15 protein-coding genes are annotated in these 14363 nt (G+C 47.4%); 13 read left to right on the forward strand and 2 right to left on the reverse strand.

Going from position 1 to position 14363, the window contains the following annotated elements; all coding sequences use genetic code 11:
* Window positions 1-124: 124 nt before the first annotated feature.
* The 5 genes from SHEWANA3_RS03765 (at window position 125) to SHEWANA3_RS03790 (ending at window position 5153) form a co-directional block, all read left to right on the forward strand.
* The gene (locus SHEWANA3_RS03765) at window positions 125-2320 is read left to right on the forward strand and encodes a TonB-dependent siderophore receptor (protein WP_011715880.1); all 2196 of its coding nucleotides are present in this window, start codon (window positions 125-127) and stop codon (window positions 2318-2320) included.
* 75 nt (window positions 2321-2395) lie between these two features.
* Complete coding sequence (locus tag SHEWANA3_RS03770) at window positions 2396-3070, forward strand: Fe2+-dependent dioxygenase (RefSeq protein ID WP_011715881.1); 675 nt, start codon at window positions 2396-2398, stop codon at window positions 3068-3070.
* A 227-nt stretch (window positions 3071-3297) separates the two neighbouring features.
* Entirely contained in the window at window positions 3298-4302 is a 1005-nt protein-coding gene (dusA, locus tag SHEWANA3_RS03775) for a tRNA dihydrouridine(20/20a) synthase DusA (RefSeq protein ID WP_011715882.1), read from the forward strand.
* 211 nt (window positions 4303-4513) lie between these two features.
* Entirely contained in the window at window positions 4514-4807 is a 294-nt protein-coding gene (locus tag SHEWANA3_RS03780) for a hypothetical protein (RefSeq protein WP_011623981.1), read from the forward strand.
* Between the two features lie 145 nt (window positions 4808-4952).
* The gene (locus SHEWANA3_RS03790; RefSeq protein ID WP_011623980.1) at window positions 4953-5153 is read left to right on the forward strand and encodes a PspC domain-containing protein; all 201 of its coding nucleotides are present in this window, start codon (window positions 4953-4955) and stop codon (window positions 5151-5153) included.
* A 138-nt stretch (window positions 5154-5291) separates the two neighbouring features.
* Here the strand turns inward: SHEWANA3_RS03790 and SHEWANA3_RS03795 are convergent, their stop codons facing one another.
* Window positions 5292-6029 (reverse strand): enoyl-CoA hydratase-related protein, encoded by a 738-nt coding sequence (locus SHEWANA3_RS03795; protein ID WP_011625227.1) that lies wholly within the window; start codon window positions 6027-6029, stop codon window positions 5292-5294.
* A 34-nt stretch (window positions 6030-6063) separates the two neighbouring features.
* On the opposite strand from SHEWANA3_RS03795, the gene SHEWANA3_RS03800 reads away from it, so the two are divergent.
* Genes SHEWANA3_RS03800 through SHEWANA3_RS03810 form a run of 3 tightly spaced genes read left to right on the forward strand, consistent with a single transcriptional unit; the run spans window position 6064 to window position 8266 of the window.
* Window positions 6064-6546: a copper chaperone PCu(A)C gene (locus SHEWANA3_RS03800; protein WP_011715883.1), complete on the forward strand. Its 483-nt coding sequence runs from the start codon at window positions 6064-6066 to the stop codon at window positions 6544-6546.
* An 11-nt stretch (window positions 6547-6557) separates the two neighbouring features.
* Entirely contained in the window at window positions 6558-7526 is a 969-nt protein-coding gene (locus SHEWANA3_RS03805) for a DUF2333 family protein (protein ID WP_011623977.1), read from the forward strand.
* A gap of 2 nt (window positions 7527-7528) precedes the next feature.
* Complete coding sequence (locus tag SHEWANA3_RS03810; protein ID WP_041412546.1) at window positions 7529-8266, forward strand: TIGR04219 family outer membrane beta-barrel protein; 738 nt, start codon at window positions 7529-7531, stop codon at window positions 8264-8266.
* Window positions 8267-8338: 72 nt separating this feature from the next.
* Here the strand turns inward: SHEWANA3_RS03810 and tolC are convergent, their stop codons facing one another.
* Window positions 8339-9646: an outer membrane channel protein TolC gene (gene tolC, locus SHEWANA3_RS03815; RefSeq protein ID WP_011715885.1), complete on the reverse strand. Its 1308-nt coding sequence runs from the start codon at window positions 9644-9646 to the stop codon at window positions 8339-8341.
* A 243-nt stretch (window positions 9647-9889) separates the two neighbouring features.
* On the opposite strand from tolC, the gene nudF reads away from it, so the two are divergent.
* From nudF to parE, 5 genes are read left to right on the forward strand one after another with little or no spacing between them, the layout of a single operon-like run.
* The gene (nudF, locus tag SHEWANA3_RS03820) at window positions 9890-10501 is read left to right on the forward strand and encodes an ADP-ribose diphosphatase (protein ID WP_011715886.1); all 612 of its coding nucleotides are present in this window, start codon (window positions 9890-9892) and stop codon (window positions 10499-10501) included.
* Window positions 10502-10505: 4 nt separating this feature from the next.
* On the forward strand, window positions 10506-10946 hold the full coding sequence (locus tag SHEWANA3_RS03825; RefSeq protein WP_041412547.1) for a DUF1249 domain-containing protein: 441 nt from the start codon (window positions 10506-10508) through the stop codon (window positions 10944-10946).
* 15 nt (window positions 10947-10961) lie between these two features.
* Window positions 10962-11801, forward strand: coding sequence for a 3',5'-cyclic-AMP phosphodiesterase (gene cpdA / locus SHEWANA3_RS03830; RefSeq protein ID WP_011715888.1), 840 nt, complete (start codon window positions 10962-10964; stop codon window positions 11799-11801).
* A gap of 26 nt (window positions 11802-11827) precedes the next feature.
* Window positions 11828-12403: a YqiA/YcfP family alpha/beta fold hydrolase gene (locus SHEWANA3_RS03835; protein ID WP_011715889.1), complete on the forward strand. Its 576-nt coding sequence runs from the start codon at window positions 11828-11830 to the stop codon at window positions 12401-12403.
* A gap of 56 nt (window positions 12404-12459) precedes the next feature.
* Window positions 12460-14346 (forward strand): DNA topoisomerase IV subunit B, encoded by a 1887-nt coding sequence (parE, locus tag SHEWANA3_RS03840; RefSeq protein ID WP_011715890.1) that lies wholly within the window; start codon window positions 12460-12462, stop codon window positions 14344-14346.
* Window positions 14347-14363 lie beyond the last annotated feature (17 nt).

Consider the following 14363-nt stretch of genomic DNA (forward strand, 5'->3'; position numbering starts at 1 on the left):
AGATTAAATTGTAATGTAAATGATAATAATTATTGATTGCAATTTATGTTTTGCATATATTAGCGGCGATTAACAGATGGGGGACATCTGTTACAGAGTTTACTCCGCAACAGGAATGCTTTTGATGAAATTTGCAAAACGCCGCAATGGCCGAGTTACGCTCGGTGCCCATGTTTTAGGTTCGTTAACGATTGGTATGGCGGTTTCAGCCGCTCCGGCTATGGCGACGGAGCCACAGTCACAAGTCGTTGATAAGAAAGTTGAACATATTGAAGTGAACGGTGAGTACTTAGGTTACAACACCCGTAAAGTGCAATCGGGTAAATTTACCGAAGATCTGCTCAATACCGCTAAAACCGTTACCGTTATCAATCAAGATCTCATCAAGGATATGGGCGCCCAGAGTTTTACCGATGCACTGCGTGCAACCCCCGGTATCACACTAGGGACAGGTGAGGGCGGCAACCCCTACGGTGATAGACCCTTTATCCGTGGTTACGACGCTCAATCTTCAACCTTTATCAATGGTATGCGTAATGTGGGCTCACAAAGTCGCGAAACCTTTAACATTGAACAAATCGAAGTCCTGAAAGGCCCAAGCTCTGTGTATAACGGTCGCGGTGCCGTTGGCGGTAGCATCAATATTGTGACCAAAAAAGCCCAATCCGAAGACTTTATTAATGCCGATGTTGCCGTCGGAACGGATTCGCTAAAACGCGCCAGTGTCGATGTCAACCATGTGATTGCCGATGAGGCTGCAGTTCGTATCAACATGATGGCCCACGATGCCGATACCCCGGGGCGGGATGAAGTTACGGGTAATCGTTGGGGTGTTGCGCCTTCGGTGACCTTTGGTTTAACCACGCCAACCAAAGTCACACTCGAATATTATCACTTTGAAAATCATGATATTCCTGATTATGGTATTCCCTACGATCAGGCAACGGGTCAACCCGCAGATGTCGACCCTGATAACTTCTACGGTTTGTTGTCGCGGGATTTTCGCGACACTATGGATGATACGGCGTCAGTGTTGATCAGCCATGATTTTAACAACGACATGCAGTTCACTTCGACCTCCATCTATAGCCGTAACAGCAATTACTATATTGTGACCAACCCGGACGATACCACGGGCAACGTGGCTAATGGTTATGTTTGGCGAAACACTAAGTCGCGCCATTCGGTCACAAAGACCTTAGCGACTCAATTGCAACTCTCGGGTGAAGCAAAACTCGCGGGAATGACTAACCGTTTTGCCGTCGGTACTGAACTCAGTAACGAACGTACCAGCAACTTGAGTTACACCGTCGATACGGGTAATGGCCGCAACGCGGGTTGTAATCAGGCGATGCTGGACAACTACAACTGTACGCTGCTGGATAATCCAAATCCGCACGATCCTTGGGTTGGCACTATTACCCTCGGCACCGATGCGACTGTTACAGAAACCGATACTCGCTCGCTTTATGCCTTTAACACCATTGAGTTAACCGAAGCGTGGATGGTGAACGCCGGGATCCGTTGGGATGATTACAGCACCAGTGCTGAGAATTCGACTTCTGAATTCAGTAACGATACCGACTTCTTTAACTATCAATTATCAGTACTTTATAAGCCTGCCGAAAACGGCAGTATTTATGCCGCGTGGGGCACTTCTTCTAACCCTCCGGGAACCTCAAATGGTGATGGCGCGGATCGCCTCGGCAGTACCAACGCCGATTTAGAGCCGGAAGATACGGAAAGCTATGAGTTAGGCACTAAGTGGGACTTCTTTGCTGGACGTTTATCTTTGAATGGTTCGGTATTCCAAATCGAGAAAAACAACGCTCGGGTTGCGACCTCTGGCGATCGTAACTCGCCGCAGGAAAACGTTGGCGAGCAAAAGGTGAAAGGTTTCGAACTCGGCTTCTCCGGTGACTTTACTGAGCATTGGCACGGTTTTGGTGGTTACACTTACTTGGATGCAACGTTGGAAAGCAATGGCTATAACCAAGCGCAAAATGGTAACCGCTTCCCCAATACCGCTAAAAATAGCTTAAGTTTATTCACGACTTACGATGTGACTGAGGATTTTACTGTTGGTACGGGCGCGTACTACATGGGTAAAGTTTATGGTAATACGGCTAACACGTTATCGATTCCATCCTACTGGCGTTTTGATTTGACCTCATCCTATAAAATGAGTGAATTCTTGACCTTACGCCTGAACGTGCAGAATCTAACGGATGAACGTTATTACGATAAAGCGTACACCGCGCACTTTGCTAATATGGCCCCTGGTCGCTTAGTGATGTTAAGTGCGGATATGCACTTCTAAGCCGTATTAATCGAGATCTGAATGGCAGCCCTAGGGCTGCCTTTGATGTTTATGCTATTCCAATAGGATTTTGAAATGCTTATTGAAATTCCGAATGTTTTTTCTAAAGAAGAAGTCAATCAGCTAAGGGAACAGCTCGATGCCCGCACTTGGATTGATGGCAACCAGACTTCGGGCGTAATGGCGAGTACCCGCAAGCGTAATCAGCAGTTAGACAAAGATGACCCTGTCGCACTGCAAATCGGTGAGCTGATCATGGCGCGCTTATTGGCCCACCCTTTATTTGTCTCGGCGGCGCTGCCGCTACAGTTTTATCCTCCCTTGTTCAATCGTTATCAAGGCGGCGAAACCTTTGGCTATCATATCGATAATGCGATCCGCTCGACCAGCGAAGGCATGGTGCGTACCGATCTGTCAGCCACTTTATTTTTAAGTGAGCCAGACACTTATCAAGGTGGTGAGCTGGTGATCCAAGATACCTATGGTCAGCAAAGCATTAAGCTCGCGGCGGGCTCATTGGTGTTGTATCCCTCGACGAGTCTGCATCAGGTTACTCCTGTTACCTCGGGTGAACGTACCGCTGCTTTTATGTGGCTGCAGAGTATGGTGCGCGATGAGGGGCAGCGTCGTTTGCTATTTCAACTCGATCAATCGATTCAATCGTTGACGGCGCAGGCCGCGCCAGAACAAGAGTTGTTTAATCTGACGGGGGTTTACCATAACTTGCTCAGACGTTGGAGCGAGTTGTAGTGATTCTAAGCTAGGCTTCTCTCCTCGCTTCATCTCCCCAAAGCGGGCGGTTTAGGGTATAATCCCGCCAGCTCTGAGGGGCAACAAAACAGTAAACGTTAACTCGTTTACTGTTTTTGTATTTTTACGCTGGCGCTGCATTGCTCATCAGCGGCTTAAATTAAGGCGCTTTATCCCTCTAAGCTTTAACTTACTGGCAAATTTTAATTACTTGAGTCGATAGTCACGTGTTGAAAAATAATCTTAATGATGGTCTACAGCTCGACCGCACCTTTTCCATTGCGCCCATGCTCGACTGGACGGATCGTCATTACCGTTATTTTGCTCGCTTAATGTCGGCCAATGCCTTGCTGTATACCGAGATGGTGACGACGGGGGCGATTTTGCATGGCCGTGGTGATTATCTTGCCTATAACCAAGAAGAACATCCCCTTGCATTGCAATTGGGGGGCTCGAATCCTGCTGAGCTTGCTCGCTGCGCCAAACTTGCCGCCGAGCGCGGTTATGATGAAGTGAACCTCAATGTGGGCTGTCCTTCCGATCGGGTGCAAAACGGTCGCTTTGGTGCCTGTTTGATGGCGGAACCTGAGCTGGTGGCTGAATGTGTCGATGCCATGAAGCAAGCGGTTGATATACCAGTGACGGTAAAAACACGTATCGGCATTGACGAGCAGGATAGCTATGAGTTTTTGACTCACTTTATTGATACTGTTATGGCTAAAGGCTGTGGTGAATTTATTATCCATGCGCGTAAGGCGTGGTTACAGGGCTTAAGTCCGAAGGAAAATCGCGAGATCCCGCCCTTAGACTACGACAGGGTGTATCAGCTTAAGCGTGATTATCCGACGCTCAATATCAGCATTAACGGTGGTATCACTAGCCTTGAACAGGCTAAAACTCACTTGCAACACTTAGATGGTGTGATGGTGGGACGTGAGGCTTACCAAAATCCCTATATTCTGGCGCAGGTTGACCAACTGCTCTGTGGCAGTCAGAAGGCGGTGATGAGCCGTGAAGCTGTGATTGAGACCATGTTGCCCTATATCGAGGCTCACTTGCAGGCGGGCGGGCGCTTAAATCATATCACTCGTCATATGATTGGCTTATTCCAAGGCTTACCGGGTGCCCGTGCGTGGCGTCGTTATTTGAGCGAAAACGCCCATAAAAATGGTGCAGGTATTGAGGTGGTCAAGCAGGCTTACCAAAGTATTCAGAGTGAAATAACTGCTTAATAATTATTCAATTTAAAAAGTGGTGAGATTGACTAATGCTTGTAGTATTTTTCACCACTTTACCTTTCCTAAATATCCCGCTTATCTCGTTATAGTTTAAAATAAATTTTTAAATCTAATTAAATTAGTGTGTTAAGTATAATTTAATAAGTTGGCACGCCCTTTGTAATAGTCCCTATGTCAAGTTAATCAATCGGAAAGGGACGACATCATGTTTACTTCAAACGTTAAAAAATCAGTTCAAGCGAGTGTGTTATTTGGTGCATTAATGGCGAGTGTTTCTGTACACGCCGAAGCAGCACCTGTATCTGATGTAGTGGGCGCTATCGAGCAAACGCTGAGCACCCAAGCGCAGGAGTTGTTGGTTAACACTAAGCGTGAACTGGTGTTATCACTGCAAACACAATTAGCTGAAAGTATCTATGACTTCAATAGCCAGCTAACACTGAGCGCCGATAACCAAGGTGAGTCTGTCACCTCAGGCGAATACAGCGCAAACAAGTAAGGAGCTGCCTATGTGGTTTGTAGCACCTCTTATGACTCTGCTACTGCTACCAGTGATTAGCCTCGCGTTGTTTTCAGGAATTATCTGCTGGTTTCAGTGGCACAGTGTCAGCGATAAATAAGTTATTCATCGATTGGAGTTCAAAATGAAACGAGCGCAAATGCGAATGGACAATTCAGAACGTTTAGTTTGTGGTGTTGCCTCCGGTATGGCGTGGCAGTTTGGTTGGTCCTGTTTTTGGACTCGTGTAGTGTGGGCTGGCGCGATTCTGTTTATGCCGGGGGTGAGTCTGCTGGTTTACTTTGTGTTGGCCTTACTTGTGGACCAATGGAAAAGACCGATTTAACCCACGTTTTACTCCCTCAATTTGGGGACGTGAATGGAATTGCCGATCCAAGTTTATGGACACAGCCTTTAGCGGGATGCTATCAACAAGAGGGCGCATCGACCCTCATGCCAATAGTGAACACTGTTTAAGTGAGCATCACTTTTTAAGAAAAGCCTGAAATCTGGCTTTTGCTTCATCGCTTTTAAGTCTTGCACTAAATTGTTCTAATTCTTGATGCATCTGGTGTTGCACGCGGTTTTTATGTGGTCGCATCAACTGACGGGTGATTTGCAGTGCTTGCGGTGGCTGATTCGCCAGTTTCTTGGCCTGACTCAGGGCGTAACCGAGTAACTCTTCTTGGGCTATTACATCGTTAATGATATTCAGCCTGTGTGCTGTATTTGCATCAAAACTTTCGCCGAGCAGCAAGAGCTCCGCCGCCTTTTGATAACCCACCAATTCGGGTAAGAGTAAGCTTGCGCCAGCCTCGGGCACTAGGGCCAAATTCACGAAGGGCAGTTGGAATTTAGCCGTGTTGTCGGCATAGACCAAATCACAGTGAAGCAGTACCGTTGTGCCTATGCCAACGGCGGCACCAGAGACGGCGGCGACCAGTGGTTTTTTGAGTTCCAATAGGCAAAATAGGAAGCGCACCGCAGGATGATTTGGACCTAAGTCACTATTTTTCAAAAAGTCAGCAACATCATTGCCCGAGGTGAAACAATTATCTTCGCCATGGAGCATAAAGGCACGAATGTCGTTGTCTGCTTCACCTTCGATCAGGTATTCTGTCAGTTGTTTATACATATTAAGATCAAGTGCATTGCGTTTATCTGGGCGATTAAAGCTGATAATACGAACGCCCTGATCATCCCGAACCTGTATATGACTCATGGGTTGTTTTCCTTTACGACGACATTGGGTAGACATGGAGTTTAAGACATTGAAACCGATATTCAAACAGATGTTTAATTTTGTCGCATTATCCTGTGCTTCATTTTCTGTTTTCGCGAACGTAGTGATGACCGAAGGTCATGTCCGTGCAATGCCTGATACAGTACCAAATACCGCCGCTTACTTTACGCTGGAGAACCATAGCGATAAAACGGTTCGCCTCACCAGAGTGACGACTGAGGTCGCGAAGGAAGCACAATTACATACCATCATCGAAGAACAAGGCATGGTAAAGATGCGCCATGTTGAAGGTTTCGATATTCCCTCCCACGGAAAATTAACCCTCTCGCCGTCTGGAGAGCATGTGATGCTCATCGGACTCAAAGCCCCATTAGCCCTAGATCAACAAGTTAAACTGCAGTTAGCGTTTGACGATGGCGAGAATCTAACGATTACATTACCTGTTGCTAAGCAGGCCGAGAATGCTGCTGAACATGAGCATCATCACCATCATTAAGGAGTCACTTGATGCAAATAACATGGAAGAAGGTCACCGGAGTTGGTTTATTTGTTGTTTTAATTGGTTATCTAGTGAGTGTGTGGTGGAGTATCGAACCCGATACCCTGACTCCACAACAGCTGACGGCCACAGAGAAGAATGTCGTGGGTTATGCCACCACCACGTCGTTGATCCTGACCGTTGAAACATTGCTGGATAAGCAGGGTGGTTGGTTATCAAACGATGTGATGCCCCCTTCAATTTTTATGGATAACATGCCCGCGTTTGAGTACGGCGCTTTAGAGCAAGTTCGTGATTTAGCACTGATTATGCGTAAAGAATTTAGCCGCTCCCAGTCCCAATCCGCTGCGGATAAGGATCTAAGTGAAGCGCAGGCTAAGCTAAATATCGACCATACCAGTTGGTTAGTGCCTAGCGCCGAGAGCGAATACCGCGATGGCGTTAAGCTGCTCAAGCTATATCGCGCGCGTATGATGGATCCAAACAATCAGGATGCTCAGTTTTACGCCCGTGCCGACAACCTCAACGAGTGGCTCAAAGAAGTCCAAAAACGTTTAGGTAGCATGTCTCAACGTTTATCGGCGAGTGTCGGGCAGGAGCGATTAAATACCGATTTAGCCGGCGACAATGCTGCGCGTCAATCGACCCCGAATTTAGCCAGCCATCAGGTGAAAACCAGCTGGTGGAAAATTGATGATGTGTTCTATGAGAGCCGTGGTGCCTCGTGGGCACTGCTGAATTTTATGCGTGCAGTCGAAGTCGACTTTGCTGACGTATTGAAAAAGAAAAATGCTGAGGTCAGCCTGAAACAGATCATTCGTGAGCTGGAGGCAACTCAACAAACGGTTTGGAGCCCTGTGGTACTTAATGGCAGTGGTTTCGGTCTAGTCGCTAATCATTCATTGGTTATGGCTAACTATGTGTCCCGTGCGAATGCCGCGGTGATTGATTTAACGAACTTGCTATCTCAAGGTTAATTATGAAAAAAACACTCCTCGCCAGTGCGGTATTAGGATGCTTAATGGCCACGTCTGCCCAAGCGGCTACTGTGGTTGGATTCAAAATTGGTGGTGATTACTGGCGCGCCGATACCAGCGGTACTTTTGCCGACAAAGGTCAACCACAACAAGGTTTTGACTACAGCTCATCGGCACAAGGCAGCTATTGGGTTGCGGTTGAGCATCCGCTGCCATTTATCCCAAATCTTAAAATTCGTGAAAATAGCTTAGATCAGAAGGGCAGTCTGGCCAATGCTGACTTCAGCTTCAATGGCCATGATTTTACTGGTAATGTGACCAGCTATACCGATCTGAGCAACACCGATTTTGTGCTGTATTACGAGTTGCTGGATAACGATATTCTGTCTTTGGATCTCGGTGCTGCCTACAAGCTGATGAATGGTTCTCTGCGCGTTCAAGATGCGGGTCACCCTGAAGAGAAAGACGTTGATAGCGGCATTGTGATGGGTTATGCCAGCACACACGTGAGCATGCCAGGCCTTGGGTTATTCGGCTTTGCGGATTTAATGCTTGGGGTAAACGAGTCTAACGTACACGACTATGCTATCGGCTTAGGTTGGGAGTTTGACGGCGTGGCGGTGGATACCCGTGTACGCGTTGGCTACCGTGAGTTTGCCTTCGATGTGAACAACTTCTCAGGTATCAGTGCTGATACTAAGTTTGACGGTTATTTCGCCGGTGTAGAAATTGATTTCTAAGCGCTAGCGCTAATGAATCAGCCATAAAAAAACCGCCATTAAGGCGGTTTTTTTATGGGAGGTATTGCTATCTTATTCGGCTTTTAGACCGTTGTTGATAGAGATAACATCGTCTTCATTTAAGGTGCCTGCAGCTTGTTTCAACGCAATAATTGAGTTGATGTAGCTGTAACGAGCATCCGACAATTTACGTTTTGAGTCGTACAGGTCACGGGTACGGTTCAGTACGTCAACAATAGTACGAGTACCGACTTCAAAACCCGCTTGTGTTGCCTTTAACGCACTTTCAGATGAAATCACTGACTGCTCATAGGCACGGATAGAGCTGATTGAAGCGCCTACGTTGTTGTAGTTGTTACGAACGTTTTTCACCACACTACGGTAGGTTTGCTCTAACTTCTCGCTCGCTTCCACATATTGGAATTGTGCTTCTTTGACCTGTGACGTGACTTTAAAGCCTTCGAAAATAGGAATGCTTAAGTTCACACCAACGTTCACATTGTCAAAATCTGGCTCATTTACGTCGCCCGTTTTTTGCTCTAACCCTTTGTTATAGCCAGCGTTTAGGCTAAGAGATGGCATATGGCCCGCTTTGTAGAGGCTAATGGTCTCTTGAGCGATATCTTTACCGATGCGTTGAGTCATCAGATCGACGCTATTGGTTTCAGCAATCTTTAGCCACTCACTCGATGAGGTAGGTGCTGGCGTTACCGCAGAGAAACGGTTGGTGTCGAGCACATTAATGGTCTTGTGATCGATACCTGTGATTTCACGCAGGGCTTCGTAGCTGTTGGCTAGTGTGTTTTCAGCCAAAATTTCAGTCGCCGAGGCTAAGTCATACTGAGCTTGCGCTTCATGTACGTCGGTAATCGCAGTTAAACCTACGGCAAAACGTTGTTTTGTCTGCTCGAGTTGACGCTCAATCGCACGTTTTTCTGCGCCTTGGAACTCGTAGTTATCTTTTGCCGTTAATACATCGAAGTAGGCTTTAGTCACACGAGTGATCAAATTTTGCAGTGCTGATGCATAGGTCGAATCGGCTTGAGAAGCGGCTTTTTCGGCAAGGCTTAAACCAACCCAAGCGCTGTGATCATAGATCACTTGGTTCAGTTTTAGGCTACCGGTCAATCCACTGGTATCGCTCTTAGGATCATTCCATGCTTTGTCATAACCCACGTTAGCGCTGATGGTCGGTAACAGTGGTGCACGGTTTTGTTCGATCTTTTCAAACAAGGCATTACGCTGAGCTTGTGCTTGTAATACTAGCGGGTCGCTCGTCAGTGCTTGTTGATATATTTGCAGTAAATCATCTGCTTGAACCGCTTGAGCGGAAGCCGCGAGAGTTAATGCTGCGCATAGAGAACGGATCTTAAATTTCATTTGCTGTCCTTATTAGACAAATTCTCCCAAAGGAGAAATATGTAACTTCGTTTAGACTAAGTAATGCCTTTACCAAGGCGGTTTGCGCTTCCCGACGCTTCCCGATACAGCTAAAACTTAATGTCGTAGAGTCTAAAAACTCCCACACGTTCAAGTCAACTGCGAAGTGTAACAGATTTTATTTTAAAAATGAGCCAAATTGCCTTGATAATAGGCGAAAATTTAACGCTTAAGGATTGAAATATGAAGCCTGCTGGTTTTTCGCAAACAGATGTGGAAATTCTCGAGAAAAAGTCGCTGTATCAAGGTTTTTTCGCCCTCGAACAGTTCACTTTTAAACACAAATTATTTGCTGGTGGTTGGAGCCAACCCGTGACCCGTGAAGTGTTCGAGCGTGGCCATGCCGTGGTGGTTCTGCCCTATGATGCTGCGCGTGACAAGATTGTTTTAATTGAACAAATTCGTTTTCCTGCATTAGCGACCACTAAATCTCCTTGGCTAATGGAGTTGGTCGCGGGTATGATTGCGCCCGACGAAACGCCGCAGGATGTTGCGCATCGCGAACTGCTGGAAGAAACCGGCTTAACCGCCCGCAATATGCATTATGTGAATAGTTATCTGGCAAGTCCTGGTGGCAGTACGGAGCGTTTCTATTTCTATTGGGCCGAGGTGGATTCATCCCTGGCACAAGGTCTGCACGGATTAGCTGACGAACACGAAGATATTCGATTGCATGTGTTAGACCGTGAGGATGCCTATAATCAGGTCGTCAACGGGGCAATAGACAATGCGTCGACCGTAATTGGATTGCAGTGGTTGCAATTAAACTATCAGCAACTGGTTAAAGTTGGATAAAGGTTTGGCTACTTCAACATCGCACCGAAAACCGCGCTACCAACCTAACGTGAGCGACTTTTTAGCGCTATGCGGGCGTAACTACGGCTATATGCAGAAGTGGTTACCGCTCGATATTGAAGTGGGCCAGTCTTGGCAACTCGAAGGTGAAGCGGGTGTATTAGTAATCCGTATTTTAGAAAATACCAAATACACTCAATTAGTTGAGATCTTACGCCCGGTTAAAATCATGGAGTTTATTAATACTCCCAAGGTGTTAGTGAGAATTTATCATGATGCTAAATTAGCAGAAGTGTTAACTGGTCAACAGATTTACCAATTGCGCCCAGTGTATGATTATCCCAATTTACGCATGTATCATAGCGATGAAAAGTACCAGGTTAATGCATTCCTGGGGGAGTTATTGAAGATTGGCTGCCAACAACGTTTGGTGTGTCAATCTTAGAATTGGGTATTCAATGTGCTGAAAGAGGCTGTCTCTTACTCAATAGCTGAAGAAGAAAGTGTGCGCATAGTGCAAGTCACTGATCCGCACCTTTTTGCCGATCCTGAGGCGCAGTTATTAGGGGTCAACACCAGTAAAAGTTTTGCTGCTGTACTTAATACGATCCGCGCTGTCGACTATCCAGCGCATCTGATGTTAGCCACGGGCGATCTAAGCCAAGATTATTCCCCCGAATCCTATCGTCAATTTGTGGCCGCAGTGGCGCCACTTAACTTACCTTGCCATTATCTTCCAGGTAATCATGACGATCCGCGGATCATGTATCTGCATATGCAGGGCGAGCGGATTTTTGGTCAGCAGCGTATCCTTGCGGGTAAATGGCAAATCTTGATGCTGGACTCCACCGTGCGGGGAAAGCCCGGCGGCAATATGGCCGAGAGTCAATTCGAACTCATTGAACAGGCCATAGCCGCGCATCCAGACCGCCACACCTTACTGGTGATGCACCACAACCCTATCTTGGTGAATTGCGCTTGGTTAGACCAACATTGCATGGATAACGGCACTGAGTTTCTCAGACGTGTCGCCCAATACCCACAGGTTAAGGGGTTACTCTGGGGCCATGTGCATCAACAGTTGGATACCGACTATGACGGTCCCCATGGCCCGCTACAATTAATGGCGACGCCTTCTACTTGTATTCAGTTTAAACCGCAATCGCCTTATTTTGCCCTCGATGGACTGCAACCCGGTTATCGTTTGCTGGAGCTGAAGGCCGATGGTAGCATCTGCACTAATGTGTATCGCGTGCCGGGAAATCTGTTTTCCCCCGATAAAGATTCCAGCGGTTATTAACGCGAGTGACCGCAGCTTGAGGAACTATGCTGCTCTATATTCACGGATTCAACAGTTCACCTTTCTCCGATAAAGCGGTGATGACGGCGCAATATATGGCCGAGCATCACCCTTCCTTAGCCTTCCATCAACCGCAATTACCCAACACACCTAAGGCCGCCATGGCCTTGCTGCAGGGCTATGTTGCGGCGGCTAAGCAAGCGGGCGAGCCACTCAATTATATCGGCTCATCCTTGGGGGGCTATTTTGCGAGTTACTTGGCAGAACAATACGGTGGCCGTGCTGTGTTGGTGAATCCGGCCGTCAAGCCCTTTGAGCTGTTTGATGAGTTTATGGGGCCGCAATTTAACCCTTATACCGAAGAGCATTATCAGGTATTGCCGGAGCATAAGCTGGAAGTGGCTGAATTTAATACGGCTGTTATCCGCAATCCCGATCGTTTTTTGGTACTATTGCAAACGGGCGATGAAGTGCTGGATTATCGAGAAGCACTGCATAAGTATCACCATTGCCAATTACGGATTGAATCCGGTGGCGATCACAGTTTTGTGGGTTATGAGCGATATCTGCAAACTGTAAGCCAATTTTTACACTTACCTTGACAAATAGTCGTCCAGAGCCGCAACATGGCCGGATATAACAACTTATAGCGTACACTATGACGAATCAATACACCTCTGACGCCATTGAAGTTCTTAACGGACTCGACCCAGTTAAACGCCGTCCAGGTATGTATACCGATACCACCCGACCTAACCACTTAGGCCAAGAGGTCATAGATAACAGTGTGGACGAGGCCTTAGCGGGCCACGCCACTAAAATCGAAGTTGTGCTCCATACCGATAATTCCCTTGAAGTCACCGACGATGGTCGGGGGATGCCGGTAGATATTCACCCTGAAGAAGGCATTCCCGGGGTCGAACTCATCCTTACTAAACTGCATGCCGGCGGTAAATTTTCGAATAAAAATTACCAATTCTCCGGTGGTTTGCACGGTGTGGGGATTTCGGTGGTTAACGCTCTGTCTCGTCGCGTTGAAGTGACGGTACGCCGTGACGGCCAAGTGTATGATATTGCTTTTGAAAATGGCTTTAAAGTTGAAGAATTAAAAGTTACAGGTACTTGCGGTCGTCGCAATACTGGTACCCGAGTACATTTCTGGCCCGACGCCAGCTATTTCGATTCGGCGAATTTCTCCAACTCCAAACTCATCTATTTGCTGCGCGCCAAGGCCGTGTTGTGTCCGGGTCTTAGGATCAAATTTACTAATAAACACACCAACGAAGTCCATGAGTGGTACTACGAGAGTGGTTTAACCGATTATCTTAAGGCGGCGGTTGGCGATAATTTAATGCTGCCAGAAGAGCCCTTTATCGGCAGCTTTAAAGGTCAAATCGAAGCCGCTGATTGGGCCATTACTTGGCTGCCTGAAGGTGGCGATGCGATCAATGAAAGCTATGTTAACTTGATCCCAACGCCATTGGGTGGAACCCATGTGAACGGTTTCCGCCAAGGTTTGCTGGAGTCGATGCGCGAGTTCTGTGAGTTTCGCAATCTGATCCCCCGCGGCATCAAGCTGTCGCCTGAGGATATTTGGGATCGCGCCGCCTTCATTCTCTCGGTGAAGATGCAAGATCCGCAGTTTGCCGGTCAAACCAAAGAGAAACTCTCGAGCCGTCAAAGCTCTGCCTTCGTCTCTGGTATTGTGCGTGACGCGTTTTCACTGTGGCTCAACTCGAATACAGAATTGGCCGAGTCGCTGGCGGACATGTGTATTAACAACGCCCAGCGCCGCTTAAAAGCCTCGAAAAAAGTGGCCCGTAAAAAAGTCACCTCAGGCCCGGCATTACCGGGTAAATTGACCGACTGTAGCGGCCAAGATCCGATGCGCGGCGAACTCTTCTTAGTGGAAGGGGACTCTGCGGGCGGCAGTGCGAAGCAGGCGCGCGACCGTGAGTTTCAGGCCATTATGCCGCTGCGGGGTAAAATCCTAAACACGTGGGAGGTGGATGCTTCACAGGTGTTGGCCTCGCAGGAAGTGCATGACATCTCGGTGGCGATTGGTTGCGATCCCGATAGCAACGATATCTCCGAGCTAAGATATGGCAAGATTTGTATTCTCGCCGACGCCGACTCCGACGGGCTACATATTGCAACTTTACTCTGCGCCCTGTTTCTGAAACATTACCGTGTGCTGGTCGAACAGGGCCATGTCTATATCGCTATGCCACCGCTGTTCCGTATCGATATAGGTAAAGATGTTTATTACGCCTTAGATGAGGCTGAAAAAGAAGGTATTCTCGACCGTATTACTGCCGAGAATAAAAAGGGTAAGGTCCAAGTTACGCGCTTTAAAGGTCTGGGTGAGATGAACCCGCTGCAATTGCGTGAAACGACTATGGATCCAAACACTCGCCGTTTAGTTCAGTTAACCATTGATGATGTAGAAGAAACTGACTCACTGATGGATATGTTGCTGGCTAAGAAACGCTCGCCCGATCGTAAAAACTGGCTCGAGGATAAGGGTGACATGGCGGTACTTTAATGTTGTGCACTATTGCC

The organism is Shewanella sp. ANA-3 (assembly GCF_000203935.1).
In the GTDB taxonomy this organism is placed as follows: domain Bacteria; phylum Pseudomonadota; class Gammaproteobacteria; order Enterobacterales; family Shewanellaceae; genus Shewanella.